Origin of the sequence: Polymorphospora sp. A560 (genome assembly GCF_045781765.1) — a bacterium.
GTDB lineage: Bacteria > Actinomycetota > Actinomycetes > Mycobacteriales > Micromonosporaceae > Polymorphospora > Polymorphospora lycopeni.
Genome location: NZ_CP122282.1, coordinates 6,217,117 through 6,241,210, shown reverse-complemented (window position 1 = coordinate 6,241,210; position 24,094 = coordinate 6,217,117). Strand labels below are relative to the sequence as shown.

General features: G+C 72.4%; 21 protein-coding genes. 14 read left to right on the top strand and 7 right to left on the bottom strand.

Features of this window, described 5'->3' with window-relative positions; translation table 11 throughout:
- Nucleotides 1-191: 191 nt before the first annotated feature.
- Entirely contained in the window at nucleotides 192-1,823 is a 1,632-nt protein-coding gene (locus tag QCD66_RS28295; protein WP_364207794.1) for an RNA polymerase sigma factor, read from the bottom strand.
- Between the two features lie 234 nt (nucleotides 1,824-2,057).
- Here QCD66_RS28295 and QCD66_RS28290 point away from each other — a divergent pair, with 234 nt between their 5' ends.
- Nucleotides 2,058-2,906, top strand: coding sequence for an inositol monophosphatase family protein (locus QCD66_RS28290; protein WP_375735794.1), 849 nt, complete (start codon nucleotides 2,058-2,060; stop codon nucleotides 2,904-2,906).
- Between the two features lie 97 nt (nucleotides 2,907-3,003).
- On the opposite strand, the gene QCD66_RS28285 is transcribed toward QCD66_RS28290, so the two are convergent.
- On the bottom strand, nucleotides 3,004-3,531 hold the full coding sequence (locus QCD66_RS28285) for a LytR C-terminal domain-containing protein (protein WP_357536420.1): 528 nt from the start codon (nucleotides 3,529-3,531) through the stop codon (nucleotides 3,004-3,006).
- Nucleotides 3,532-3,936: 405 nt separating this feature from the next.
- Here QCD66_RS28285 and QCD66_RS28280 point away from each other — a divergent pair, with 405 nt between their 5' ends.
- Together QCD66_RS28280 and QCD66_RS28275 are read left to right on the top strand one after the other, a co-directional pair.
- Nucleotides 3,937-4,233 carry a DUF4193 domain-containing protein gene (locus QCD66_RS28280; protein ID WP_121159124.1) on the top strand — a complete coding sequence of 99 codons (297 nt, stop codon included), beginning with the start codon at nucleotides 3,937-3,939 and terminating at the stop codon, nucleotides 4,231-4,233.
- Nucleotides 4,234-4,532: 299 nt separating this feature from the next.
- Nucleotides 4,533-5,315 (top strand): hypothetical protein, encoded by a 783-nt coding sequence (locus tag QCD66_RS28275; RefSeq protein ID WP_364208781.1) that lies wholly within the window; start codon nucleotides 4,533-4,535, stop codon nucleotides 5,313-5,315.
- Nucleotides 5,316-5,325: 10 nt separating this feature from the next.
- Here QCD66_RS28275 and QCD66_RS28270 read toward each other — a convergent pair whose 3' ends face one another.
- Nucleotides 5,326-5,814: a DUF3093 domain-containing protein gene (locus QCD66_RS28270; RefSeq protein WP_364208778.1), complete on the bottom strand. Its 489-nt coding sequence runs from the start codon at nucleotides 5,812-5,814 to the stop codon at nucleotides 5,326-5,328.
- 181 nt (nucleotides 5,815-5,995) lie between these two features.
- On the opposite strand from QCD66_RS28270, the gene dut reads away from it, so the two are divergent.
- The 4 genes from dut to QCD66_RS28250 all read left to right on the top strand — a co-directional run bounded on the left by dut (nucleotide 5,996) and on the right by QCD66_RS28250 (nucleotide 8,498).
- Nucleotides 5,996-6,469: a dUTP diphosphatase gene (gene dut, locus QCD66_RS28265; protein ID WP_364208775.1), complete on the top strand. Its 474-nt coding sequence runs from the start codon at nucleotides 5,996-5,998 to the stop codon at nucleotides 6,467-6,469.
- The gene (locus QCD66_RS28260) at nucleotides 6,466-7,233 is read left to right on the top strand and encodes a DUF3710 domain-containing protein (protein WP_375735792.1); all 768 of its coding nucleotides are present in this window, start codon (nucleotides 6,466-6,468) and stop codon (nucleotides 7,231-7,233) included. The genes dut and QCD66_RS28260 overlap by 4 nt, the downstream gene beginning before the upstream one ends.
- Nucleotides 7,234-7,358: 125 nt before the next feature.
- A complete protein-coding gene (locus tag QCD66_RS28255) occupies nucleotides 7,359-7,736 on the top strand; it encodes an OB-fold nucleic acid binding domain-containing protein (protein WP_357536098.1) in 378 nt (125 codons plus the stop codon).
- Between the two features lie 78 nt (nucleotides 7,737-7,814).
- The gene (locus QCD66_RS28250) at nucleotides 7,815-8,498 is read left to right on the top strand and encodes a DUF3159 domain-containing protein (RefSeq protein ID WP_364207788.1); all 684 of its coding nucleotides are present in this window, start codon (nucleotides 7,815-7,817) and stop codon (nucleotides 8,496-8,498) included.
- 9 nt (nucleotides 8,499-8,507) lie between these two features.
- Here QCD66_RS28250 and QCD66_RS28245 read toward each other — a convergent pair whose 3' ends face one another.
- Nucleotides 8,508-9,203 (bottom strand): TrkA family potassium uptake protein, encoded by a 696-nt coding sequence (locus tag QCD66_RS28245; protein WP_357536102.1) that lies wholly within the window; start codon nucleotides 9,201-9,203, stop codon nucleotides 8,508-8,510.
- Nucleotides 9,200-9,862, bottom strand: a complete 663-nt coding sequence (locus QCD66_RS28240) for a TrkA family potassium uptake protein (RefSeq protein WP_364207786.1) — start codon at nucleotides 9,860-9,862, stop codon at nucleotides 9,200-9,202. Before QCD66_RS28240 ends, QCD66_RS28245 begins: the two co-directional genes overlap by 4 nt.
- A gap of 179 nt (nucleotides 9,863-10,041) precedes the next feature.
- Here QCD66_RS28240 and QCD66_RS28235 point away from each other — a divergent pair, with 179 nt between their 5' ends.
- From QCD66_RS28235 to QCD66_RS28225, 3 genes are all read left to right on the top strand, one after another.
- Nucleotides 10,042-12,123 (top strand): APC family permease, encoded by a 2,082-nt coding sequence (locus tag QCD66_RS28235; RefSeq protein WP_364207784.1) that lies wholly within the window; start codon nucleotides 10,042-10,044, stop codon nucleotides 12,121-12,123.
- 2 nt (nucleotides 12,124-12,125) lie between these two features.
- Complete coding sequence (locus QCD66_RS28230) at nucleotides 12,126-13,373, top strand: TRAM domain-containing protein (protein ID WP_364207782.1); 1,248 nt, start codon at nucleotides 12,126-12,128, stop codon at nucleotides 13,371-13,373.
- Nucleotides 13,374-13,676: 303 nt separating this feature from the next.
- Complete coding sequence (locus QCD66_RS28225) at nucleotides 13,677-14,303, top strand: LPXTG cell wall anchor domain-containing protein (protein WP_375735790.1); 627 nt, start codon at nucleotides 13,677-13,679, stop codon at nucleotides 14,301-14,303.
- Between the two features lie 175 nt (nucleotides 14,304-14,478).
- Here the strand turns inward: QCD66_RS28225 and QCD66_RS28220 are convergent, their stop codons facing one another.
- Nucleotides 14,479-14,697: a hypothetical protein gene (locus tag QCD66_RS28220; protein ID WP_364207778.1), complete on the bottom strand. Its 219-nt coding sequence runs from the start codon at nucleotides 14,695-14,697 to the stop codon at nucleotides 14,479-14,481.
- A 220-nt stretch (nucleotides 14,698-14,917) separates the two neighbouring features.
- On the opposite strand from QCD66_RS28220, the gene dxs reads away from it, so the two are divergent.
- Complete coding sequence (dxs, locus tag QCD66_RS28215) at nucleotides 14,918-16,870, top strand: 1-deoxy-D-xylulose-5-phosphate synthase (protein WP_357536110.1); 1,953 nt, start codon at nucleotides 14,918-14,920, stop codon at nucleotides 16,868-16,870.
- Between the two features lie 51 nt (nucleotides 16,871-16,921).
- Here dxs and QCD66_RS28210 read toward each other — a convergent pair whose 3' ends face one another.
- A complete protein-coding gene (locus tag QCD66_RS28210; protein WP_375735789.1) occupies nucleotides 16,922-18,109 on the bottom strand; it encodes a hypothetical protein in 1,188 nt (395 codons plus the stop codon).
- Nucleotides 18,110-18,321: 212 nt separating this feature from the next.
- Here QCD66_RS28210 and QCD66_RS28205 point away from each other — a divergent pair, with 212 nt between their 5' ends.
- The 3 genes from QCD66_RS28205 (at nucleotide 18,322) to QCD66_RS28195 (ending at nucleotide 24,092) form a co-directional block, all read left to right on the top strand.
- The gene (locus QCD66_RS28205) at nucleotides 18,322-20,193 is read left to right on the top strand and encodes a hypothetical protein (protein WP_375735788.1); all 1,872 of its coding nucleotides are present in this window, start codon (nucleotides 18,322-18,324) and stop codon (nucleotides 20,191-20,193) included.
- Nucleotides 20,194-20,273: 80 nt separating this feature from the next.
- A complete protein-coding gene (locus QCD66_RS28200) occupies nucleotides 20,274-22,148 on the top strand; it encodes a hypothetical protein (protein WP_364207771.1) in 1,875 nt (624 codons plus the stop codon).
- Between the two features lie 57 nt (nucleotides 22,149-22,205).
- On the top strand, nucleotides 22,206-24,092 hold the full coding sequence (locus tag QCD66_RS28195) for a hypothetical protein (RefSeq protein WP_407566857.1): 1,887 nt from the start codon (nucleotides 22,206-22,208) through the stop codon (nucleotides 24,090-24,092).
- Nucleotides 24,093-24,094: the final 2 nt, after the last annotated feature.

Here is a 24,094-nt window from a genome sequence, read left to right as displayed (position 1 = left end):
TATCGTGCAACACCCATGGTGGGTGCGGCCTTCCCAACGTGCCCTCGGGGGACCGAGGTCACACATCGTTGGGACAGTTTGCCGTGTACCAAGGGTGCCACGTCAACGATCACAATCGCGTAACCGACCAATTACCGCAGTCGGATATACGACTGGTGATCAAAGCGACACGATCAGTTGACGTGGCGGGGTCAGTCCAGGTAGTCGCGGAGCACCTGCGACCGCGACGGGTGCCGCAGTTTGGACATCGTCTTCGACTCGATCTGGCGGATCCGCTCCCGGGTCACGCCGTAGACCTGACCGATTTCGTCAAGGGTGCGCGGCTGGCCGTCGGTGAGCCCGAAGCGCAGCCGTACGACGCCCGCCTCGCGCTCGGAGAGCGTTTGCAGCACCTGCTGGAGCTGGTCCTGCAGCAGTGAGAACGACACGGCGTCGACCGCGACCACGGCCTCGGAGTCTTCGATGAAGTCGCCGAGCTGGCTGTCGCCCTCGTCACCGATGGTCTGATCGAGCGAGATCGGTTCGCGGGCGTACTGCTGGATCTCCAACACCTTCTCAGGTGTGATGTCCATCTCTTTCGCCAGCTCTTCCGGAGTGGGCTCACGACCCAGGTCCTGGAGCAGTTCGCGCTGTATACGGCCGAGCTTGTTGATGACCTCGACCATGTGCACCGGGATGCGGATGGTGCGGGCCTGGTCGGCCATGGCGCGGGTGATGGCCTGGCGGATCCACCAGGTGGCGTAGGTGGAGAACTTGTAGCCCTTGGTGTAGTCGAACTTCTCGACGGCGCGGATCAGGCCGAGGTTGCCCTCCTGGATCAGGTCGAGGAAGGCCATGCCCCGCCCGGTGTAGCGCTTGGCCAGCGACACCACGAGCCGGAGGTTGGCCTCGAGCAGGTGGTTCTTGGCCCGCTCGCCGTCGCGCGAGATCCAGCCGAGGTCCCGTGAGAGCTGGATGACGAGCTTTTCCTCGCCCTCGTCGGCCGCCCGCAGCCGCTCGGCGGCGTAGAGGCCGGCCTCGATCCGCTTGGCCAGCTCGACCTCCTGCTCGGCGTTGAGCAGCGGAACCTTGCCGATCTGCTTGAGGTAGGCGCGGACCGAGTCGGCCGACGCCGTCAGCTCGGCGTCCCGGCGCGCCTGCTTGAGCGCCTCGGACTCCTCGTCGTCCCACTCGAAGTCGTTGTCGGACGCCGACGCGGACGCGTCCGCCTCGGCCGCCTTGGTCAGCTCGGCGCGCTCCTCGACGACGACGTCCTCGATCGCGGCCAGTTCCTCCGGATCGATCTCGCCGTCGGCGCCCGGCTCGCCCTCGGCCTTGGCCGTGGCCTTGGTCGCCTTGGTGGCCTTGGCGGGACCGGTCGCCTTCGCCGGGCCGGTGCCGCCGGCCGCCTTCACCGTCCGGGCGGCCTTCGCCGCCACCTTGGTGGGCGCCGGCGCGGCCTCGCCACCGGCGGCGGCCTTGCGCGGCACGGCCTTCTTGGCCGGCGCGGCCGCCTCCTCGGGCGCGGGAGCCTGCTTCGGCGCCGGCGCGGGTGGCGCCGGCTTCTTGGTCGCCTTGGCGGTCGTCGCCCGCGATGCGGGCGTGACCGACCGGGCGGCGGCGACCCGGCGGCGAGTGCTCGCCGAGCCGTCCACCACCACGGTGATCCCGGCGTCGGAAAGGGCGCGCAGGATCTTCTTGGCCTGGGCCGGAGTCACCTCGGCGGACTCGACCGTGCGCGCGACCTCCGCCGACGTTAGCTGTCCACCCGCGCGCTCGGCGTGGGCGATCAGGGTGTCGGTGAGCGAGCGGACGTCAGCGCCGACGTGGCGGGGTTCTGTCACGAATGACCTTCCGGAGGCGATGAGCGAGCACGGCCGGACCGTCCAGCGCAGCGCGGAGCGACCTGCCGGGCGGTGTGGTGGGTGACCCCCGAGTCCCGGCCCGGCCGCTGGCGGGCGGGCCGTTGCACGAGGGTAGGCGTGAATTGTAACTCCGCCGGCAGCGATCATCCCGCGTCGCACGCCGCAACGGCGGCACAGGGCCGCCGAATGGGAGCGAACGTGGAGTTTGTAAGGATGATAGCGGTGGTGAGGGAGGTAGGAGTGAAGGACACGGCACCGAAGCCGCAGGATCTGCTGGAAATCGCGGTACGGGTGGCCCGCGACGGCGCCGCGACGGCCCGTCGGATGCGCGCCGAGGGCGTCAGCGCGGTGGCGACCAAGAGCACGGCGACCGACGTGGTCACCGCCGCCGACCGGGCGGTGGAGCGTCAGGTCATCGCCGACCTGCGAGTCGCCCGTCCCGGTGACACCGTGCTGGGCGAGGAGTACGGCGTCTCCGGCGACCGGCCGGCGGCCGGTGCGGCCGTACGGTGGATCCTCGATCCGATCGACGGCACCGTGAACTACCTGTACGGGCTGCCCAACTACGCGGTCTCACTGGCCGCCGAGGTCGACGGGGTGGTGGTCGCCGGGGTGGTGCGCAACATCGCCACCGGCACCGAGTGGACGGCCACCCTCGGTGGCGGCGCCTACCGCGACGGCCACCGGCTGCACGGCTCGGCCGAGACCGACCTCGCCCAGGCGCTGGTCGGCACCGGATTCGGCTACGACCCGGCCCGGCGCCTGCACCAGGCCAGGGTGCTGCTCGGCCTGATCGCGCGGGTGCGCGACATCCGGCGGGCCGGCGCCGCCGCCATCGACCTGTGCCTGGCCGCCGAGGGGGCCATCGACGCGTACTATGAGAAGGGGCTCAACGCCTGGGACCAGGCGGCGGGCGGGCTGGTCGCCACCGAGGCCGGCCTGGTGCTCGGCGGTCTCAAGGGGCAGCCGGCCGGTCCCGACCTGGTCGTGGCGGCCCCGCCGGCGCTCTTCGGCCCGCTGCACGACCTGCTCGTCGAACTGGACGCGGCCGGCGGCCCGTGACGCCACCGGCCGCCCCGGCGACCCTCGGTGGGGCCGGGACGGCCGGTGGCGGCGGTGGTGTCGTGACCGGTCCCGGGGTGCCCCGGGACCGGACCGGTCAGGTCTGGTCGGTCGGGGCCGCGCAGGTCTGCGGCGGCAGCTCCGGCCGGCCGCCGAGCTCGACCAGCGACTGGTTGACCTCGGTGGTCGTGGCGAGTTGCTTGAAGCCGGTGCCGATGACCACGTCGACGACGTCGTCCTCGCGGGCGGGGTCGTACTCGGGGCGGGCCTCGTCGAGGAAGTAGGCCCGCAGCAGGTGTGCCGATCCGACGGCCTTCGGGCCGTAGCGCAGGACGGCGACCCCGTCGACGCCCTTCTTCAGCGGATCGTTGCCGGTCTTGTCGACCTGGAACTTACGGTTGGAGAAGTCGCCCGCGACGCTCGTGGCCAGCCCGACCGAATCTGTCGCATTGTAGACATTGATCTTGACGTCCTTGGGCTCGCGGAGCGTCAGGTTCGCCAGTGCCCAGCCCTCGGGGCAGGAGTTGGCCGTGTTCTGGCCACCCTGGGTGTCCCGGACGAGGGCGAAGACCACGAAGATCAGTGCGAACACGACCAGCGCGCCGACGACGACGAGTGCCCGCACCCGCGCAAAGCTCATGAGACTGCTCCCGGTGACTGAGTGAGGGCCGGTGACCGGTCGGCCGACCCGTGGTCGGCCCCGTGGCTACCGAGTATGCCGCCGAGGTTAGCGGTTGTCCGGCCGGTGCGCGGAAACAAGGGGGGACCTGCCGGCGCGGCGACGATGATCAGTCGACCCGGGCCCCTATCTTCGTGTCGCCTGAGTCACATTGGGAACAACTTCTCGCGTCCAGGCGTACATCCATCCGACGAGGGCGGTATACATGCCTCGCTTGTGAGGGGGTAAGGTACCCCGCTCGCCGGGGCAGTTCTTTCGAGAAGGGCGGCATCCCGGCGACCGTGGGTACCGAAACACTGTCGTCCGGCGTTACAAACCGGCAACGACTCATCGATACGGGAGAGTGAACCGATGGCCACCGACTACGACGCTCCGCGTCGCGACGAGGTTGACCTCGGCGAGGACAGCCTGGAAGAGCTCAAGGCACGACGCGTCGACTCGCAGTCCGGCGCGGTGGATGTCGACGAGGCCGAGGTGGCCGAGAGCTTCGAGCTGCCCGGTGCCGATCTGGCTGACGAGGAACTCACGGTCAAGGTGCTGCCGATGCAGTCGGACGAGTTCCGCTGCGCGCGCTGCTTCCTTGTGCACCACCGGAGCCAGTTGGCCGTGGAACGCAACGGCGAGCTGATCTGCCGGGAGTGCGCCTGAGTTCCGACGCACGAGGGGGGAGGCGGCGGCCTCGGACCGGGGTCGCCGCGTTCAGTTCGACGTGCGCGGGTGGCGGGGCCCTGCTTGACTCGTAGCGCCCGGTGGTGCGGTGCCCGCGTCCCCGGCCGAGCGAACTGGACCAACGAAGTGCTGGAGGGCAGACCATGAGCCGCCCAGACCCGGCGCCGGACGTCCCGTCGGATGTGCCGGCGCCGATTGCCGAGTCCGGCCGTACCGCCGGCTCGACAGGCGAGCTGAAGCCGGCCGCCGGGAAGCCCGGGACCTCCGGCGACGCCGCGATGGTCGAGGCCGGCACCGTCGAAGAGCCGGGCACCGTCGAGGACCTGAGCGGCACCGTCGTCGAGCTGACCGCCGACGACCTCGAACCGGCCCAGCGCAAGCGGCTGCTCGGCCGGATGATCAACCAGTTCCGCGGTCGCGGCGTCGGCGACCTGTTCAAGCCGAGGGCCGCCATCCGCTGGATGGCCGACGCGATCGGCGACATCGCCCCGCACGTCCCGATCCGCGATCTGGAGACCCTGCGCCGGCACTACGGCGGGATCGAGGGCGAGGTCCTTGCCGAGCGCCTGGTCCGCAACGCCTCGCGGACGACCGCCGGCATCGGCGCCGCCGGCGGCAGCGTCGGCTCGATCCAGTGGGTCGCCGCGCCGACCCTGCTCTCGGCGCCCGTGCTGCTGGCCGCCGAGACGATCGCGGTGGTCGCCGTCGAGGTCAAGCTGATCGGTGAACTCCACGAGGTGTACGGCGTGCCGGTCGAGGGCGGCGGCGCCGAACGCGCCGTGGCGCTGCTGCAGGCCTGGTCGAGCGGGCGGGGCGTGAACCCGCTGCTGCCCGGCGGCGGGATGGCCGCGATCCTCGGCACCGCGGCCCGCAAGGAGCTGCGCGACATGCTGCTGCGCAGGTTCGGCCGCAACCTCACCACGCTCGGCCCGATGCTCACCGGTGCCGCCGTGGCCAGCCTGCTCAACCGGCGGGCGACCCGCAGCCTCGGCGACCGGATCCGCGACGACCTGCGCGGTGGGCGCAAGGCACTCGGTGGTCCCGGCCTGCCCCGCTCCTGAGCCGGACCGGTCAGGCGCGGGCGTCGCGCGCGGCGAGGATCGCCTCGGCCAGCCGGACCGGGTCCCGGGAGCTGACCACCCAGAACGGCGTCGGGTCGTCGGGGTCGTCGAGGACCACCTGCACCGCGCCGGGCACCCACGGCCGCTGTACGACGAACGCCAGCGGGTCGGCACCCACCCCGAGCACCTCCCGGCGGCCGGCCGCGTCCAGGGCGATCGCGTCGGCGACGAAGCGCACCGGCAGCCGGGCGTCGTCGACCCGCAGTTCGCCGTCGGTCACCGCGACCCGGATCCGGCCCAGCCACCACAGCGTGCCGAGCACCAGCGGCGGTATCACCACGAACGGCAGCCAGGCGCGTACGCCGCCGGCCCCCATCCAGATCTCGGCCGCGAACAGCCCGCCGGCCGCGATCCCGGCCAGCCACAGCCACCAGGGCAGGCTCAGCCGCTCGGCGTACCCGTCGGCGGCGCCACCCGGTCCGGTCGGGTCCGGCGCCACCTTCTGTCCAGATGGTGATGGTTCCACGTTGTCCGAGGGTACGGCGCGCGGCGCCGGCGGCACACGGCAGGATGGAGGGCGCCGGCCGGCGGCCGGCGGACCGGACCGACCGATCGCCCCGAATCGACGCCCCGAGCGGAAGAGTGAGACCGTGACCCACGCCGTGCCCGTACCGCTGCGCATGCTCGACCCGGACCTGCCGCCGCCGACGTACGCCCACCCGGGCGACGCCGGTGCGGACCTGGTGTCGGCGCAGGACGTGGAGCTGGCCCCGGGCGCCCGGGCGCTGGTCCGTACCGGGGTCGCGCTGGCCCTGCCGGACGGCTACGTGGGTCTGGTGCACCCCCGTTCCGGGCTGGCCGCCAAGCTGGGGGTCACGGTGCTGAACGCGCCCGGTACGGTCGACGCCGGCTACCGGGGGGAGATCCTGGTCAACCTGATCAACCATGATCCGGTGCACCCGGCGAAGATCTCCCGCGGCGACCGGATCGCGCAGCTTGTGGTGCAGCGTGTGGAGCGGGCAGACTTCCTGCTCGTCGACGAGCTGCCCGACTCCAGTCGCGGGGTTGGCGGGCACGGTTCCACCGGCGGCCACGCCGGCCTGGTCGAGCAGGTTGTCAAGGCGGATCTTGTGGACGAGAGGTTGAGCCAGTGATCTTTTCCCGGCGACGCGGCGGCTCCGGACGGCACGCCCGCGACGAGCGGCCCGGCGGTCCGGCCGACGTCGCGCGCGACAGCCCGGCCGAGGAGAACGCGGCTCCCGAGCGCGGCCCGTACGACAGCTCGGAGGCGCCGGAGGGGGTGCAGCGGCTCGACCTGGGCAGCCTCCACATCCCGGCGGTCGAGGGCGTCGAGGTCCGGGTGCAGGCCAACCCCGACGGCAGCGTGCAGCAGGTCGTGCTCGTCGACGGCGGGAACGCGCTGCAGCTCGCCGTGTTCGCCGCGCCGCGTAGCGAGGGCATCTGGGCCGAGTTCCGGGAGGAGATCCGGACCTCGCTGTTCAACGACGGCGTCGCGGCGCAGGAAAGCGACGGCGAGCACGGCGTCGAGCTGCGGGCCCGGGTCCGTACCCCGGAGGGCCTGACCGACCTGCGCTTCGTCGGCGTCGACGGGCCGCGGTGGATGGTGCGCGGCATCTTCCAGGGGCCGGTCGCCGCCGATCCCGGCGTGAGCGACCGGTTGACGCGGGCGTTCGAAGGGCTGGTCGTCGACCGGGGCGGCGAGGCCAAGCCGGTGCGCGAGCCGCTGCCGCTGCGCCTGCCGCGCGAGGTCGCCGAGCAGCAGGCCGCCCAGCAGGAGGCCGCCCAACAGCAGGCCGCCCAGCAGCAGCCGGCCACCCCCGCGACCAACGGTGCCGCGCCGGGCGACCAGCAGCCGCACAAGCGCAAGCCGTCGCCCCGCCCGCGCCGCGCGGACTGACCAGGCGACCCGGCCGGTCCGGTTGCCGACCCGGCGACCGGGCCGGCCGGCGTACGCTGGCAGCACGGCCCGCACCGGGCCGGGCGGGTCCAGCGGGGGCCCGCCGAGGAGGATGACACCAGGTCATGGCGACCGACGAGCGGCCGTCGCTGCGCCGCTTCTTCCAGCGGCTGACCGCCAGCGAGGCGGAACTCGACGCGCAGGAGCTGCAACGGGAGAGCGCCGAGTCCGGTTGCGTGCCGGCCCGGCAGTGCCGGCGGGGCGAGCTGGCTTCGGTGTCCGGTCGGCTGCGTACGGTCGTCTACACGCCGCGCACCAACCTACCGACCCTGGAGGCGGACCTCTTCGACGGCACCGACGTGGTGACCCTGGTCTGGCTGGGCCGGCGGCAGATCACCGGCATCGAGCCGGGCCGGCAGTTGACCGCGCGGGGTCGTGTAGCCGTACGCGATGACCGTAAAGTCATCTACAACCCTTACTACGAGCTGGAACCGCCCAGGTGACCGACCGGGGTGGAACCGGCCGCAGACGACGGCCCAGGTGCCACCGCCGGTGTGACCGCGAGTGAAAGACGGCCCCAGATGACGAGTGGACAGCCCCCGACGGCCAAGACCGACGCGGCCGGCACGCCCGACGAGGAGCGGATGCCGACCTTCGCCGAGCAGATGGCCGAACAGCTCGGCGGCTGGCGCGGGCTGGTCGAGTCGGGCATCCCGGTGCTCGTCTTCGTGCTGGTGAACGTCATCTTCGAGCTGCGTCCGGCGATCATCGCGGCGGTCGGCGTGGCGGTGGCGATCGCCGTCTTCCGGCTGACCCAGCGCAAGCCGGTCCGGCACGCGGTCAACGGCCTGTTCGGCGTCGGGATCGGCGCCTTCATCGCCCTGCGTTCCGGCGAGGCCCGGGACTTCTACCTGCCCGGCATCCTCTACGGCGTGGCGTACGGGGTGGCGCTGCTCGCCTCGGTGGCGATCCGGCAGCCGCTGGTCGGCTGGCTGTGGTCGGTGATCGTCGGCGGCGGCAAGTCGGACTGGCGGCACAACCCAGTGCTGGTCCGCACCTTCAACTGGCTGACCATCCTGTGGGGCGTGGTGTGGTTGACCAAGGTGGGTGTGCAGGCCGCCCTCTACCTGGCCGACATGGAGACGGCGCTGGGCGTCGCCCGGCTGGCGCTGGGCTACCCGCCGTACGCGCTGCTGCTGGCGATCACCATCTGGGTGGTGCGCCGGGTCACCCGTACCGAGGTGGCCACGCCCGCCTCCGCCTGACCGGGCGCGTCAGGACCCGTTGCGGGTCCGTTCGACGCTGTCGGCGCCCAGCACGACCTGGCGTACGGCGTCCTCCATGTCGGCCGTGCAGACGAAGATCAGCTCGTCGCCGGCCTCCAGCGGGTCGTCCGGGGTCGGCACCAGCACCCGCCGCCCGCGCAGGATGGCGACCAGGGCGGCGTCGCGGGGCAGCGGCACGTCGCGGATCGGCTGCCCGACGTACGGCGCGGTGGCCGGCAGGGTGATCTCGACCAGGTTCGCCTCGCCCTGCCGGAACGTCATCAACCGCACCAGGTCGCCGACGGTGACCGCCTCCTCGACGAGGGCGGCCATCACCCGCGGCTTGCTCACCGCCACGTCGACGCCCCACTGTTCGGTGAACAGCCACTCGTTCTCGGCCCGGTTGACCCGGGCCACCACCCGGGCGACCGCGAACTCGGTCTTGGCCAGTAGCGACACCACCAGGTTGACCTTGTCGTCGCCGGTCGCCGCGACGACCACGTCGCAGCTCGCGACGTCGGCCTCCTCGAGGCTGGCCAGTTCGCAGGCGTCGGCGAGAATCCACTCGGCCTGCGGCACCCGCTCGGGGCGCAGCATCCTCGGCTGCCGTTCGATCAGCATCACCTGGTGGCCGTTTTCGATCAGCTCCTGGGCGATCGAGCGGCCGACGTTGCCGGCTCCCGCGATGGCGACCCGCACGGTCACCGCCCCCCTTCCGGCGCGCCGACGGCGACCGCCGTCACGGTCTCGGCGATGTCGTCGGTGACCAGCATGAAGATCTGGTCTCCCTCCTGTACGACGGTGGAGGCGGTGGGCAGCGTGCCGATCCCGAACCGGATCAGGTAGGCGGCCCGGGCCCCGGTCGCCTCCTCCAAGCCGCGCAGCGGCCGGCCGACCCAGTCCCGGTGGGTCGGGACCTCGATGATCGACACGGTGCTCGTCGGGTCGCGGAAGATCTCCATGCCCTCGGGTACGACATGGTGCAGGATCCGGTCGGCGGTCCAGCGCACCGACGCCACCGTCGGGATGCCGAGCCGCTCGTAGACCTCGGCCCGCTTCTGGTCGTAGATCCGGGCGACCACCCGGTTGACACCGAACGTCTCGCGGGCCAGCCGGGCCGAGATGATGTTGGAGTTGTCGCCGCTGGAGACCGCGGCGAACGCGTCGGCGCGCTCGACGCCGGCCGCCCGCAGCACCTCGCCGTCGAAGCCGATGCCGGTGACCGTGACCCCGCCGAAGTCCGGTCCGAGCCGCCGGAACGCGTCCGCGTTCTGGTCGATGACCGCGACGGAGTGTCCCAGGGCCTCCAGCCGCTGGGCGAGGGTCGAGCCGACCCGGCCACAGCCCATGATCACGATGTGCACGCCGGTCCTCCCGCTACCGTGCCGCGCCCCGCCCGCCCCGTTGGCCGGGCCGCCCGCGTCATCCAAGAGCGTGCCACGCCCCGGCACGCCCGGCGCGGGCGGACCGGCCGTACGGCGCGCCGGGCGTGATCACCCTCCGCGACGTGCGACCGGGTCGGCCGGCCGTACGCTTAGCCCTTGTGGCCCGTCCGACCGCCCTGATGAAGCGGCTGCTGCTGGGCCGACCGTTCCGGTCGGACCGGCTCAAACACACCCTGTTACCGAAGCGCGTCGCGCTGCCGGTGTTCGCCTCCGACGCGCTGTCCAGCGTCGCGTACGCCCCGGACGAGATCCTGCTGACCCTGTCGATCGCCGGCGCGTCCGCGTTCATCTTCTCGCCCTGGGTCGGGCTGGCCGTCGTCGTGGTGATGCTGACCGTGGTCGCCAGCTACCGGCAGACCGTGCACGCCTACCCGTCCGGGGGCGGCGACTACGAGGTGGCCACCGTCAACCTCGGCCAGAAGGCCGGGGTCGGGGTGGCCAGCGCGCTGATGGTCGACTACGTGCTGACCGTCGCCGTGTCGGTCTCCTCCGGGGTCGCCAACCTGGGCTCGGTGCTGCCGTTCGTCGCCACCCACAAGGTCGGTATCGCGGTCGGCGCCGTCGTCCTGCTCACCGCGATCAACCTGCGCGGCCTGCGCGAGTCCGGCACCGCGCTCGCCATCCCGACGTACGGCTTCATCATCGTCGTGGGCGGCATGATCCTGACCGGTCTGGTCCGGGTGGTGGTGCTCGGCCACGACCTGCGGGCGCCGAGCGCCGACCTGGTGATCAGCGCGGAGTGGCACGACCTGACCGGTGTGGCCATGGTGTTCCTGCTGCTGCGGGCGTTCTCGTCCGGCTGTGCGGCGCTGACCGGCGTCGAGGCGATCTCCAACGGCGTACCCGCGTTCAAGCCGCCGAAGAGCCGCAACGCGGCGACGACGCTGCTGCTGCTCGGTTCGGTCGCGGTCGGCCTGATCGTCGGGATCATCTGGCTGGCCCGGCTGACCGGCCTGCAGTTCGTCGAGGACCCGGCCCAGCAGATCGAGTCGGGGCCGGCCGGCTACGTGCAGAAGACGGTCACCGCCCAGCTCGGTGAGACGATCTTCGGCTCCGGGTCGGTGCTGCTCTTCCTGGTCGTCGCCGCGACCGCGATGATCCTCTTCCTGGCCGCCAACACCGCGTTCAACGGCTTCCCGGTGCTCGGCTCGATCCTCGCCCAGGACCGCTACCTGCCCCGCCAACTGCACACCCGCGGCGACCGGCTGGCGTTCTCCAACGGCATCGTCTTCCTGGCCGTCTTCGCGATCGTGCTGATCGTCGGGTTCCAGGCCGAGGTGACCCGGCTGATCCAGCTCTACATCGTCGGGGTCTTCGTCTCGTTCACCCTGTCGCAGGCCGGCATGATCCGGCACTGGAACCGGCGGCTGCGGACCGAACGCGACCCGCAGGCCCGGCGGCGGATGCTCCGCTCGCGGGCGATCAACGGCTTCGGCATGGGCCTGACCGGCACCGTCCTGGTCATCGTCCTGATCACCAAGTTCCTGCTGGGCGCCTGGATCGCCATCGCCGCGATGGCGGTCATCTACCTGCTGATGCTGACCATCCGGCGGCACTACGACCGGGTCGCCGCCGAACTCGAACCCGACGAGGGCCGGCCGGTCCTGCCGGCCCGCAACCACGCGGTCGTACTGGTCAGCAAGCTGCACCGGCCGACGCTGCGGGCGGTCGCGTACGCGCAGGCGACCCGGCCCGACACGCTGACCGCGGTGACCGTCAACGTCGACGACACCGACACCCAGAAGCTGCAGCGCGACTGGGAACGGCACGGGGTGCCGGTGCCGCTGACCGTCATCGACTCGCCCTACCGGGAGATCACCCGGCCGGTCATCGACTTCGTCAAGTCCGCGCGCCGGAACGCGCCCCGCGACGTCGTCACCGTCTTCATCCCCGAGTACGTCGTAGGCCACTGGTGGGAGAACCTGTTGCACAACCAGAGCGCGTTGCGGCTCAAGGGCCGGCTGCTCTTCGAGCCGGGCGTCATGGTGACCAGCGTTCCCTGGCAACTCGCGTCGACCGCCAACAAGAACCTGGAGCGGTACGACGCGACGCTGACCCTCGGGCCGGCGCGCGGGCCGCGGGCCGCCCGTCGCGACCCCTACCCGTCGGTGGACGGGGACCCGGCCGGTGAAACCGTGGCGGACCGGGGCGGCGCCGCCCCGGCCCGGGGGGAGGGGTGAACGTGGAGACGGTCGACACCACGGCGGCGGCCGGTGACCCGGTCGAGGGCGACCGGGTCGAACTCGTGGTCGGTGCGGTCGCGCACGGCGGCCACTGCGTGGCGAGGCTCGACGGCCGGGTGGTCTTCGTGCGGCACGCCCTGCCCGGCGAGCGGGTGGTCGCGCAGATCACCGAACTGCACCGCGGCTACCTGCGCGCCGACGCGGTGGCGGTGCTCGACCCGGCGCCGGACCGGGTCGCGCCGCCGTGCCCGTACGCCCGGCCGGAGCTGTGCGGCGGCTGCGACCTGCAGCACGTCGCACCGGCCGCGCAGCTGGTGTGGAAGGCCGACGTCGTACGCGAGCAACTGCACCGGCTCGGCGGGCTGACCCCCGACGAGGTCGCCGACCTGGGGGTGACCGTCGAGGCGCTGCCGGGCGGGCCGCTCGGCTGGCGGTCCCGGGTGCGGTACGCCGTCGACGCGGCCGGCCGGGCCGGACTGTTGCGCCACCGCACCCACCAGGTCGTACCCGTCGACCGCTGCCTGATCGCGCACCCCGGCGTACGGGACCTGCCGGTGCTGGCGGCCGGTGGCCGGCGCTGGCCGGCGGCCGAGGTGGTGGAGACGGTCGCGTCGTCCGGCGGCGACGTGACCGTCCGCGCCCTCGCCGACGGCGCCGCGACCGTCGTGGACGGTCCGGCGACGGTGACCGAACGGGCCGTCGGCCGGGACTGGCGGCTGCCGGCGGAGGCGTTCTGGCAGGTGCACCCGGCGGCGGCCGACACGCTGGCCGGGGCCGTGGTCGACCTGCTCGACCCGGCGCCGGGGGAGTCGGCGTGGGACCTGTACGGCGGTGCCGGGCTCTTCGCCGCGGCGCTGGCCGACCGGGTCGGGCCGGCGGCCCGGATCACCCTGGTCGAGGCGGCGCCGGTGGGTGTGGCGGCGGCCCGGGACAACCTGCGCGACCTGCCCGGGGTCGAGATCGTCGCGGCCCGGGTCGAGACGGCGCTGGCCCGGCGCCGGATCACCGGCCCGGTCGACCTGGTGGTGCTCGATCCGCCCCGGGCCGGTGCCGGGGCCGGGGTGGTGCGCGCCCTGGTCGGGGCGGCGCCGCGGGCGGTCGCGTACGTCGCCTGCGACCCGGCGGCCTTCGCGCGTGACGTGGCGACGTTCCGGTCCGCCGGCTGGCGGCTGGCGGCCCTGCGGGCGTACGACCTGTTCCCGATGACGCAGCACGTGGAGTGCGTCGGCCTGCTCCTCCCGGGCTGACCGCCGCCCGCCGTCGCGGCGGATCTATCGATGTCCGGTTCGGCCGGACAGCGCCCGGGGTGGTCCGATCGGCCGGCCATTCGCGACTACTCGGTGTCATCGCCAGGCCCACCGGACGTAGTTGTGTCCCGTGGGCGCGCCCCGTTGATGGATGCCTCGTTAGCTGGTCGGGACGCACATCGTGCCCACCGTCCGCCGGTGAAGCCCATCGACAATGGGGTCCTTTTTGCAACTTCCTTGGAGGACGTTGTGCTTCGTACGTTGTCAGCCGCCGTCACGGCGGGTCTGTTGGGAGCCATCGGGATGATGGGGCTGGCTGCCGCGCCGGCCGCATACGGGGCCGAGGTGAACGTCGCGTCGACGCCCACGTGCAGGCCGTGGGAGGGAGGCGAGAACAGCACCACCGGCGGCGAGGAGCGGGAGCGCTGCCGGCCCGACCGCAAGGACTACGGCCTGTCGGTCAAGCACGACAAGGGTGACGAGTACGCCGTCCTGCGGATCCGCAACGGATCGGAGAAGGGCGAACGCTACGTCCTGTCCAGCGACAAGGACAAGGACAAGAAGATCGAGGGCTACGTCCGGGCCGACGACTACGACTACCAGCGGGTCAAGTGGGAGCCCGGCACGACCTGGACGCTGTGGATCGCCGGCTTCAAGTACAGCGAGACGCTGGGCCACAAGCCGACCCACCGGCCCACGCACAAGCCGACCCACAAACCGACCCACAAGCCGACCCACAAACCGACCCACAAGCCGACCCACACGCCCACCCACAAGCCGACGCACAAGCCGACCGCCACGCCGACGCACAAGGACGAGCTGCCGAAGACCGGTGACTCGACCGCGACCGTGGCGGGTGTCGGGCTGTCCCTGCTCGGGGCGGGCGCTGTCGTCCTGCTCCTCGGCCGTTTCCGGCGCCGGGTGGAGTGACCCGTAGCCGGGCGTTTCCGGGTCCCGCGGGCGACGCGCCCGCGGGACCCGCGGCGTCTGGCGGCGGACCTTGAACCGGTGACGGCGGACCGACAGCGCCGGCGGCGGGCCGGTCCGCGGGGCCGGGCAGTCAGTGGCCGGCGGCGAACCGGTCCGCGGGGCCGCGCGGCGGCGGTCAGGCGGCGTGGGCCGCGGAGGGCGGGGCGGAGACCGGCCGGGCGGCGGGTGCCGGGCGGTCGAACCGGTCCCGCAGCCTGATCCAGGCGGCGACCAGCAGGACCACGGGCAGCAGGGGCAGGGCGACCAGGGCCACGAGGGCCAGCGCGAGCACCTGGCCGGCGGCGGCGGCGCCGGGACGGACGGGGTGCCGGGGGACGGACGGCAGCGACGACATGGCGTTACCTTCGGGAAGGGCGTAGTTACCCTCAGCGTACGGCGGTCGCGGCATTCCGCCGCTTTTGTTGACCGATCGGGTGACGGCCCGTGGGTGGAATCACCCCGGAACGACAGCCTTGTCGAAACTGGCGCCCGGCGGTGCCGGGCCCGGCCGGGGGGCCATCCGTCGATCTTGTCTCAGGCCGCGTGCGTGGCCGGCACCGATAGACTGTCCGGTCATGAGCGTTGAAGAAGGTCCGGCCGGCGACGGTCGTCTGGTGAGCACGGTCCACGGCCCGCAGGACGTCAAACGCATGTCGGCCGAGGAGTTGGAGATCCTCGCCGCGGAGATCCGGGACTTCCTGGTGGCGAAGGTCTCGCGCACCGGCGGCCATCTCGGACCCAACCTCGGCGTCGTCGAGCTGACCATCGCGATGCACCGGGTCTTCGACTCGCCCCGCGACAAGTTCCTGTTCGACACCGGCCACCAGGCATACGTGCACAAGATGCTGACCGGCCGGCAGGAGGGCTTCGACCAGCTCCGTCAGCGCGGTGGCCTGTCCGGCTACCCGAGCCAGGCCGAGAGCGAGCACGACCTGATCGAGAACTCGCACGCCTCGACCGCGCTGTCCTACGCCGACGGGCTCGCCAAGGCGTTCGCCCTGCGCGGCGAGCAGCGCAGCGTCGTGGCGGTGGTCGGCGACGGCGCACTGACCGGCGGCATGTGCTGGGAGGCGCTGAACAACATCGCCGGCGCCCGCAACCCGCTGGTCATCGTCGTCAACGACAACGGCCGCTCCTACGCGCCGACCATCGGCGGGCTGGCCGACCACCTGTCGGCGCTGCGGCTCAACCCCGGCTACGAGAAGGTCCTCGACCTGGTCCGGGAGTCGCTCGGCTCGACGCCGCTGGTCGGCAAGCCGATGTACGAGGTGCTGCACGCGGTCAAGAAGGGGATCAAGGACGCGGTCTCCCCGCAGACCATGTTCGAGGACCTCGGCCTGAAGTACGTCGGCCCGATCGACGGCCACGACGTCGCCGCCGTCGAGTCGGCGCTGCGCAAGGCCAAGGGCTTCGGCGGCCCGGTGATCGTGCACGCGGTCACCCGCAAGGGCTACGGCTACCGCCCGGCGGAGGAGGACGAGGCCGACTGCCTGCACGGCCCGGGTGCCTTCGACGCGGAGACGGGCAAGCTGCTGGCGAAGCCGAGCGTCAAGTGGACCCACGTCTTCGCCGAGGAACTGGTCGACATCGCCGACGAGCGCCCCGACGTCGTCGGCATCACGGCCGCGATGGCCGAGCCGACCGGGATCGCCGCGCTGGCCCGCAAGTATCCCGAGCGCACGTACGACGTCGGCATCGCCGAGCAGCACGCCGCCACCTCGGCGGCCGGGCTGGCGCTCGGCGGCCTGCACCCGGTCGTGGCCGTCTACGCCACCTTCCTCAACCGGGCCTTCGACCAGGTGCTGCTCGACGTCGCCATGCACAAGCTGCCGGTCACCTTCGTGCTCGACCGGGCCGGCATCACCGGACCGGACGGGCCGAGCCACTACGGCATCTGGGACATGTCGGTCTTCGGGGTGGTGCCGGGCCTGCGTATCGCCGCCCCCCGTGACGCCGCCACCCTGCGCGAGGAACTACGCGAGGCGGTCGCCGTCGACGACGGCCCGACCATCCTGCGCTTCCCGACCGGTTCGGTCGCCGCCGACCTGCCGGCCGTGCGCCGGGTCGGGCCGGTCGACGTGCTCGCCGAGGCCGAGCGCAAGGACGTCCTGCTCGTCGCGGTCGGTGCCTTCGGGCAGCTCGGCACGCAGGTCGCCGCCCGGGTCGCCGAGCACGGCTACGGCGTGACCGTGGTCGACCCGCGCTGGGTGCGGCCGGTGCCGGCCGAGCTGGTCACCCTGGCCGCCGGCCACCGGCTGGTGGTCACCGTCGAGGACGGCGTACGCAACGGCGGCGTCGGCGACGCGCTGGCCAAGGAGCTGCGCGACGCGGACGTCCGGGTGCCGCTGCGCGACCTCGGCGTGCCGGCCCAGTGGCATCCGCACGGCACCCGCGCCCAGATCCTCGCCGACATCGGGCTGACCGCCCAGGACGTGGCCCGCCAGGTGACCGGCTGGGTGTCCCGGCTCGACGACGCCGGCGACCGGGAGCTGCCGGTGCCCGACGCGTGGGGTGTGAAGGCGAAGTGACCTCGTAGCCGAGAGCCCCGGACCGCAGGGTCCGGGGCTCTCGCGCGCGGTCTACTTCTCGACGGTACGGGTCTCCAGCCGGCCGCCGACGCTCACCCGGTAGGTCTGCGACCGGTCGGCCTTCGGCACCACCGCCAGCCCTCGCTGCTCCAGCACCGGCTGGACCCCCTCGGGCAGTTGCAGCACGGCGTCGTCGTCCTCGTCGTCCCAGCTCAGCACCACGTACTCGCGGCCCTGGATGTCGATCTCGTACGCCTGCACCGCGGCCACCCGGTCGGCCTTCGAGACCGCCGGCGTGCCGTTGTCCGGCCGGAACACCGCCGCGTAGGTGGTGCCCTCCTGGCTGCGCCAGGTGAGCCGGTCGAACCGCCCGGCGAGCGGGCCGGACCCGACCTCGCCCAGGTTGACCTGGTAGATCGACTCGATCGGCCACGAGGTCGGCACCTGGGGGTAGGAGCGGCCGTCGGCCGGGCTCGGGTCGATGCTGCCGAAGGCGATGTCCTCGCCGGCCAGCGCGCACGTGTCGAGGTCCTCCAGCGCGGTCGCGCCGCGCCCGTCCTGGTCCGGGACGACCGGGTAGCGGGGCTGCTCGACGGCGGTGCCGAGGTCGAGCAGTTCGTCGTTGGCGGTGCCGCGGGGCTGCGACTCGGTGGCCCGCAGCCGCACGGCGATCGGGCTCGCCGTACACCGCGCCACGTCGACCGGGTCGGTCAGCCCTTCGCTCACCCGCACCGGGCGCCCGTTCGGGCCGGTGACCTGCTCGACCCGGGCCGACGCCAGGTAGCGGGTGGTGCTGCCCAGCCGGACCGGGAGCAGGTCGGAATAGACCAGGTAGCCCGGGTCGGTGTACTGCGCCGCGCTGGTCACCGCCAGCCCGTCGCCGGCGCCGTCGAGCTGGAGCAGCCACGACGCGCCGTAGACCGGTACGTCGGCGGCGACCACGGCGAGGGTCCGCCCGTCGGTCTCGCCGAGCCAGAGGATGCCGGAGGTCTCCAGCCGGGGCCGGTCACCGGCGGGGGTGCGCCAGGCGTCGACGGCCCGCGCCACCGCCCGGTGGGCCTCCTCGTCGCCGGACAGCCCTCCGCGCGCGGGCCAGACCTGGAGCCCACCGTCGAGTGTGTAGTGACCCACCGGCAGCGCCCGCTCCGGCGGCACCTCTTCGGTGCCGCCGCAGGCGGCGCCGCCCACCATGACGGCCGCCAGGCCGATGCCCAGCAGACCGCGCCGGAGCGAGATCATGTGAGGTCCCCCTGTCGACCCTGATGCCCGGTGCCACATCGTACGGGACCCGGAAGGGGGGCCGAGGCGGCACATCTGAATAAGGCGTTCATCAATTCGTTTCGCGTTGTTCCGTTGTCTCGACGGGTATAACTGCGGGTCAGGACGGTGGCCGGCGGATATCTTCCCGCCCGGCTCGGCGACCGATCGGATCGGCTAACATGCCAGCCATCATGACCTCCGCGGAACCCAACGTGGACGCCGCTGCCGGCCGCAATGGCGGCACCGCGTCCCACAGCCCGGACCATTCCCGTCGTTTCCTCCAGCTCCTGCGGATCAGCCGCGAACGGCTCGTCGACCTGGTCGCGTACGGCACCTATCTCGCGCTCGGCGTGCTCGTGATGGGCCGGCTGTGGCTCGACCCGTACAACCGGGTGCTGACCGGTAACGAGGACGACCACGGGCTGCACATGTTCCTGATCGCGCACTCCGAGCGGGTGGTCTTCCACTTCGAGAATCCGTTGTGGTCCGAACGGCTCGGCGTGCCCGACGGCGTGAACATGATGTCCAACACGTCGATGATGGCACTCGGTATCCCCGTTTCGCCGATCACCCATTTCTTCGGCGCGGCGGTTTCGGTCGTCCTGCTGCTCACCCTCAGCCTGGCCGGCACCGCGGCCGCCTGGTACTGGGTGCTGAGCCGGCACTTCGTCCGGTCCCGCGCGGCGGCCTACATCGGCGGTCTGTGGTGCGGGTTCGCGCCGACGATGATCTCGCACGCCAACGGGCACATCAACTTCGTCGCGCACTTCCTCATCCCGTTCATCGTCTGGCGTGCGCTGAAGCTACGCGAACCCGGCCGGACGGTGCGCAACGGGGCGATCCTCGCCGTCTTCATCGTGCTCCAGATCTTCATCAACGAGGAGGCGCTGCTGTTCGCCGCGATGGCGCTGGGCGTCTTCGTGGTGGCGTACGCCGCGATGCGGCCGGCGGAGGCGAAGGCGGCGCTCCGGCCGATGCTCTCCGGGCTCGGCGTCGCCGCCGCGCTGTCGTTCGTGGTGCTGGCCTACCCGCTGTGGTGGCAGTTCTTCGGCCCCGGGCACTACCGCGGCCTGCCGTACGACCCGGACGCCTTCGTCACCGACCTGGCGGCCTACCCGGCGTTCGCCCGCCAGTCGCTCGCCGGCGACCCGGCGACCGTCGAGGTGCTCAGCAACAGCCCGACCGAGGACAACTCGTTCTTCGGCTGGCCCGTGCTGATCCTGCTGGCGGTCGCCGTACCGCTGCTCTGGCGCTCGGTGGCGGCCCGCGCGCTGCTGATCACCGGCCTGTTCTTCGCGGTGATCTCGCTCGGCCCGACGCTGGTCTACAAGGGCGAGGACACCGGGATCAAGCTGCCGTTCTGGCTGATCAGCAACGTGCCGGTGATCGACCTGGTCAGCGTGACCCGGTTCGCGATCGTCGCCACGTTCGCCGCGGGCGTGGTCCTCGCGCTGGCCGCCGACCGGATCATGAGCCTCGCGCCGGACACCACCGTCGCCGGGCACCGCGTCGCCCGGCCGGCGAGGATCGCGTGGTGGGTGGCCCTGGTCGCCGCGTTCGTCCCGGTCGCCCCGCTGCCCGCCCCGGTACGCGGGGTGGAGCCGCTGCCCGACTTCATCGCCTCCGGGCAGTGGCGGCCGTACGTCCCCGAGGGCCGCACCCTGGTGCCGGTGCCGCTGGCCGACGTCACCCGCGGAAGGCTGGGCATGCGCTGGTCGGCACTGTCCGACCTGGAGTTCCAGGCGCCGCGTGGCTACTTCATGGGCCCCGCCGACCCGCCGGGGAACATCGACGGATCCTGGGGGCAGGCACAGCGGCCCACCTCGGCGCTGTTGCAGGACGTCTACCGCAACGGCGTGGTCCCGCCGATCGGCGAGGCGGAACGGCAGGCGGCCCGCGAAGACCTGATCTACTGGCGGGCGGCCGTCGTGGTCCTCGGCGAGCAGCGCCGGGTCGACGCGCTGCGGACGGCGATGACCGAACTCATGGGCGAACCGCCGCAGCGGGTCGACGACGTGTGGCTGTGGGACGTACGCGACCTGCCGGTTCCGCCGCGCGATTGATGACAGATCCTGCGCCAGGGGTATGGAATGGGCGGCTGGTCCAGATCGTCGCCCCGCCGATGAGTACGATCCGAGGCACTATGACCGTCGCGGACAGTTCACCTGAATTCCTGCTCGACCGGCCGAAGTCACCCCCGGCGGACGACGTCTCCGACCGCACCGCACCCGGCCGGGTCAGGTCGGTGACAGCGCGACTGCGGCGGTGGTCGAGCCGGCGCGCCGACTTCGTGGTCGTCGGGTTCTACCTGCTCACCGCGGTGTGGGTGACCAGCCGGCTGTGGGCCTACCCGCCCGGCCGGGTCGCCCCGACGCTGGAGAGCGACCCGTCGCTGATGCAGTGGTTCCTGGCCCACGCGGTGCGGGTGGTGACCCACGGCGAGAACCCGCTCTTCACCGAGCGGATGAACGTGCCCGACGGGGTCAACCTGATGGCCAACACGCCGATGCTCGGGCTGAGCGTGCCGATGGTGCCGGTCACCATGCTCTTCGGGCCGGCCGTCTCGTTCGTCGCGCTGGTGACGCTGATGCTGTCGCTGACCGCGGCGGCCTGGTACTACGTGCTGTCGCGGCACCTGGTCTCGTCCCGGGTCGCCGCCGCGGTCGGCGGCTGGTTCTGCGGCTTCTGCCCGGCGATGCTGGCGCACGCCAACTGGCACCCGAACATCATCGGCCAGGTCCTGGTCCCGTTCATCGTGTGGCGGGTGCTGGTGCTGTGCCGGCCCGGCGCCCGACCGGTCCGCGACGGGATCATCCTCGCCCTGCTGGTCACCTACCAGGCCTTCATCAACGAGGAGATCCTGCTCTTCACCGCGATCGCCTGCGGGGTCTTCCTGCTGGCGTACGTCCTGCAACGGCGGGACCTGTGGGCCGGGGCGTGGCGCCGCCTGCTCGGCGGGCTCGCCGTCTGCGCGGTCATCGCCGGAGCGCTGCTCGCCTACCCGCTCTACGTGCAGTTCTCCGGGCCGCAGAACTACCAGGGGATCGAGGTCGCCCACTTCGGCAACGACCTGGCCGCCTTCACCAGCTTCGGCACGCCGACGCTGGGCGGCAACGAGCTGACCAACCAGAACCTCGCCCCCAACCCGTCGGAGGAGAACTCCTTCTTCGGCTGGCCGCTGGTCCTGCTGCTCGTCGTCACCACCGTCTGGCTGTGGCGGGACGCGGTCGTCCGGGCACTCGCCTTCACCGGCCTCTTCTTCGCCCTGCTGTCGCTGGGCACCGTCGTGTCGTACAAGGGGACCGAGATCGGCCCCGGGCCGTGGGCCGTCTTCGTGCACCTGCCGCTGCTGCACTTCGTCGTACCCACCCGGTTCGGCATGATCGCGTCGGCCGTGGTCGGCGTCATGCTGGCGATCGCCACCGACCGGGTGCTGCGCGGCCAGGCGGTCGGCGTACCACGGATCAACCGGCAGGCGTGGGCGCTCGGCCTCGCGATGGCGCTGGTGCCGCTGATCCCGGTCGCCCTGCCGGCCCACAACCGCCCGCCGGTGCCGGACTTCGTCACCTCCGGCACCTGGCGGTCGTACGTCGCCGAGGGGCAGACGGTCGTCCCGGTCCCGGTCACCGAGAACGGCAACGCCGACGGGCTGCGCTGGGCCGCCGCGACCCGGCTCGACATGTCGGTGCCGCGTGGCTACTTCCTCGGACCGCGCAACGCCCAGGACGGCGACCTGGCCGCGTTCGGTGCCCCGCCGAGCCACGGCGCCGGACTGCTCGCCCGGGTGGCGTCGTCCGGGGTGCCCGTCGAGGTCGACGACCGCCAGCGCCGGCTGTTCCGCGACGACCTGCGTTACTGGAACGCGGCGATCGTGGTGCTCCCGGTCCGGCACGACCAGGCGCCGGCGCTCCGGCACACCGTCGAGGACCTGCTCGGACCCGGGCAGCGGGTGGACGACGTCTGGGTCTGGGACGTCCGGGAACTCGCCACGCCGCGCCGGGACGAAACAGTCCGATGATCGACTAGAGCTAAGTAATCCGGACTAATCCCCTTCTCGACTACGATTCGAGCCATCATGGCCTCCCCGAACGATCCTGCCCGCGCCGCCGTGGACGTCGATGCCTCGCCGGACGCCGAGGGCGCGGGCCGGGCCGGCGGGTCCACGCCGGGATCGCGCTCCGGCCCGGTGACCGGCGGGCCGCTGGGCCGCCTCCTGACCACCTACGCCCGCCGGTACGCCGACCTGCTCGTCGTCGGCATCTACCTGGCCACCGCGGTGTGGGTGACCGGCCGGCTCTGGATGGACCCGGCCGGCCGGGTCGGGCCGGAGCACGCCAGCGACCCGGCCCAGGGGCAGTTCTTCCTCGCCCACGCCGTACGCGTCGTCACCGAGGGCCGCTACCCGTTCTTCACCGACCTGATGAACTATCCCGACGGCGTCAACCTGATGGCCAACACGTCGATGTACGGGTTGACCGTGCCGATGGTGCCGGTGACCATGCTCCTCGGGCCGCCGGTCTCGTTCGCCGTCATGATCACCGTCGGGTTGGCCGGCACCGCGACCGCCTGGTATTTCGTCCTCTCCCGGCACATCGTGTCGTCGCGGTTGGCGGCGGCCGTCGGGGGCGCCTTCTGCGGCTTCTGCCCGGCGATGCTCGGCCACGGCAACTGGCACCCGAACATCGTCTCGCAGTTCCTGGTGCCGTTCATCGTGTGGCGGGTCCTGGTCATGTGCCGGCCCGGCACCCGCCCGGTACGCGACGGGCTCATCCTCGCCGCCCTGGTGGTCTACCAGGTGTTCATCAACGAGGAGATCCTGCTCTTCGCCGCCCTGGCCAGCGGCGTCTTCCTGGCGATCTACGTGGCGCAGCGGCGGGAGCTGCTGCGCCCGGCCTGGAAGCCGCTGCTCGCCGGCCTGGCGGTGTGCGCCGTCGTCGCCGGCGCGCTGCTGGCCTACCCGCTCTACGTCCAGTTCTCCGGGCCGCAGAGCTACAGCGGGCTGAAGGAGGCGGTGCCGGACCACGGCAACGACATCGCCGCGTACTTCAACGCCGGCTCGACCACGCTGGGCGGCGACGCCGAGGCCAACAAGGGGCTCGCGCCCAACTACTCCGAGGAGAACGCGTTCTTCGGCTGGCCGCTGGTCGTCCTGCTCGTGGTCACCGTGGCCTGGCTGCGCCGGGACGTGCTGGTGCGCTCGCTCGCCGCGACCGGGCTGATCTTCGCGGTGCTGTCGCTCGGTGAGGAACTGCGCTGGCGCGGGCACGACCTCTTCCCCGGCCCGTGGGCGCTGCTGGTGCACGTACCGCTGCTCGACTCGGTCGTGCCCACCCGCTTCGGGCTCATCACGTCGGCCGTCGTCGGCGTACTGCTCGCGGTGGCCACCGACCGGGCACTGACCGACCGGGTGGCCGAACCGCAGCGCCGGCTGCGCCGCCGGGCCTGGGTCGCGGCGCTGCTGATCGCGCTGGTCCCGCTCACCCCGCTGCCCTACCGCGAGGTCGGCCGGCCACCGGTCCCGGCGTTCATCACCTCCGGCCAGTGGCGGCCGTACGTCGCGCCGGGGCAGACCCTGGTCCCGCTGCCGTTGCCCGACCTCGGCAGTTCCGACGGCCTGCGCTGGGCGGCGTCGCAGAACCTGGAGTTCGCCATCCCGCGCGGCTACTTCCTCGGCCCGCGAAACGGTGTCGACGGCGACCCCGGCGGCTTCGGCGCGCCGCCGACCGTCACCTCCACCCTGCTGAACCGGGTCGCCTCGTCCGGCCAGCCCAGGTCGGTCGGTGAGGAGACCAAGCGGCGGGTCGAGGACGACCTGCGCTACTGGAACGCGGCGATCATCGTGCTGCCGGTCGAGCACCGGCGGGCGGACCCCCTGCGCACCACGGTGGAGGAGATCCTCGGCCCGGCGCAGCGGGTCGACGACGTCTGGCTGTGGGACGTACGCCCGCTCACCACCCGCTGACC

Excerpts from the sequence above, each read along its gene's own strand:
- QCD66_RS28205 (WP_375735788.1), top strand. The coding sequence starts at position 18,322 with ATGACCTCCGCGGAACCCAACGTGGACGCCGCTGCCGGCCGCAATGGC.
- QCD66_RS28220 (WP_364207778.1), bottom strand. The coding sequence starts at position 14,697 with ATGTCGTCGCTGCCGTCCGTCCCCCGGCACCCCGTCCGTCCCGGCGCC.
- QCD66_RS28210 (WP_375735789.1), bottom strand. The coding sequence starts at position 18,109 with ATGATCTCGCTCCGGCGCGGTCTGCTGGGCATCGGCCTGGCGGCCGTC.
- QCD66_RS28275 (WP_364208781.1), top strand. The coding sequence starts at position 4,533 with ATGGTCGAGGCCGGCACCGTCGAAGAGCCGGGCACCGTCGAGGACCTG.
- QCD66_RS28195 (WP_407566857.1), top strand. The coding sequence starts at position 22,206 with ATGGCCTCCCCGAACGATCCTGCCCGCGCCGCCGTGGACGTCGATGCC.
- QCD66_RS28255 (WP_357536098.1), top strand. The coding sequence starts at position 7,359 with ATGGCGACCGACGAGCGGCCGTCGCTGCGCCGCTTCTTCCAGCGGCTG.
- QCD66_RS28250 (WP_364207788.1), top strand. The coding sequence starts at position 7,815 with ATGACGAGTGGACAGCCCCCGACGGCCAAGACCGACGCGGCCGGCACG.
- dxs (WP_357536110.1), top strand. The coding sequence starts at position 14,918 with ATGAGCGTTGAAGAAGGTCCGGCCGGCGACGGTCGTCTGGTGAGCACG.
- QCD66_RS28280 (WP_121159124.1), top strand. The coding sequence starts at position 3,937 with ATGGCCACCGACTACGACGCTCCGCGTCGCGACGAGGTTGACCTCGGC.
- QCD66_RS28200 (WP_364207771.1), top strand. The coding sequence starts at position 20,274 with ATGACCGTCGCGGACAGTTCACCTGAATTCCTGCTCGACCGGCCGAAG.
- QCD66_RS28225 (WP_375735790.1), top strand. The coding sequence starts at position 13,677 with ATGATGGGGCTGGCTGCCGCGCCGGCCGCATACGGGGCCGAGGTGAAC.
- QCD66_RS28290 (WP_375735794.1), top strand. The coding sequence starts at position 2,058 with ATGATAGCGGTGGTGAGGGAGGTAGGAGTGAAGGACACGGCACCGAAG.
- dut (WP_364208775.1), top strand. The coding sequence starts at position 5,996 with ATGCTCGACCCGGACCTGCCGCCGCCGACGTACGCCCACCCGGGCGAC.